Here is a 1,574-nt window from a genome sequence, read left to right as displayed (position 1 = left end):
TCTTTTACCGTCAGGTTTTCAAGGTTTTGCATAAGTGATCATCTCCTTAGTGGTATTATTTACCACTTACACAAAACCTTAAACATTCTCCATTTTTTTCGTGTAATTAATTCAATTTCGGGACTAAATATAAAATTAGTTCATTGTCAATCTTACAACTAGATCAACACTGGATCAACCAATTTACCAAGTTGTATCTAGCTTTTATTTCCAAAATTGTGCTGTGAAAGTTGAGTTATAAAAATAATGCTGTTGATTTTATTTAATATTGTCACCGCCGGTATATAATTGACCCAGGAGCAACGAAAAGGAAATGACCCACCCCCTGGTGAAATATCCCTCTGATACCACTGCAAAGGATCGGAGGGAAATAAATGCTCGGGAGTGGATCTATTATCATGTTACATGAATTAAAAAGAAGCGGCAAGAGTATTCGTGCAATCGCACGAGAAACAGGACATTCCAGAAATACGGTAAGAAAATACCTCAGAGCAGAGGGCATTCCTGAAAGGAAGCCCCATCCCAAAAGAGGTTCAAAGCTTGACCCATACAAAGATACCATTCAAGAGCTCATGAACCTGGGGATATTCAATTGCGAAGTCATTTACGAAAGAATCAAGGAAGAAGGCTACACTGGCGGCCGCACTATTTTAAGGGACTATGTAAGACAATTCAGACCTCCAAAACAGGTTCCTGCCGTATGCCGCTATGAAACCAAGCCCGGCCAGCAAGCCCAGGTCGACTGTGGCGAATACACCTACATTGACGAGGAAACCGGTGAAATACGTAAGCTTTACGTCTTCGTCATGGTGCTGGGCTATTCCAGAGCCATATATGTGGAATTCACAAACCGCTGCGACGTCCATACCTTCATCCGCTGCTTGATCCACGGGTTTGAATACTTCGGCGGAATAACCGACATAGTTCTTACCGATAGAATGAAAACCGTAATACTGGGCACCGGTGAAAACAAAAAGCCCATATGGAACCCTACCTTTGAAGACCTTGCGGCAACCCTTGGATTTATTCCTAAAGTGTGCAGGGCACGGCGCCCCCAAACAAAAGGCAAGGTGGAAAGCGGCATAGATTTTGTCAAAAACAACTTCCTGCCGGGTAGGAAGTTCGTAGACTACGGTGATTTAAACCGCCAGGCAATAGTATGGTGTGAAAAGAAAAACAGGAGAATACACGGCACTACCGGGGAAAGGCCTATTGACCGCCTGAAGAAGGAAAACCTCAAGCCCCTGCCTGCCCTTGATAAATACCAAAAATTCCTGGAAGAAGCAAGGAAAGTTCACAAAGACGGCTTTTTGAGTTTCGACGGCGTAAGATATGGCGTTCCCTGGCAGTATAGCGGAAAAGAGGTGGTGGTAAGGGATAAAAACGGTAAAATAGAAATCCTCTATGAGTGGAAGGTGATAGCTGTCCACGAAAAGCATTACCGCTCAAGGAGCACCGTTTTTCTCAAAGACCAGTATAAGGGTCTAAAAGAAGCAGAGGGCATGTTTTATCCCAGGCCGAGGGCGATCAAGTTATCTTCCCTGGAAGTTGAGAAGCGTCCTCTGGGGGTTTAC

Annotated in this window: 1 protein-coding gene; it reads left to right on the top strand. The window is 44.0% G+C overall.

What is annotated here, in order from left to right; genetic code table 11:
* Positions 1-374 precede the first annotated feature (374 nt).
* Positions 375-1,574: IS21 family transposase (gene istA, locus cpu_RS12780; protein ID WP_075860371.1), on the top strand; the 1,200-nt coding region annotated here is incomplete at its 3' end.

It is taken from the genome of Carboxydothermus pertinax (assembly GCF_001950255.1).
Taxonomy (GTDB): Bacteria; Bacillota; Z-2901; order Carboxydothermales; family Carboxydothermaceae; genus Carboxydothermus; species Carboxydothermus pertinax.
This window is presented reverse-complemented; position numbering and strand designations above follow the sequence as displayed.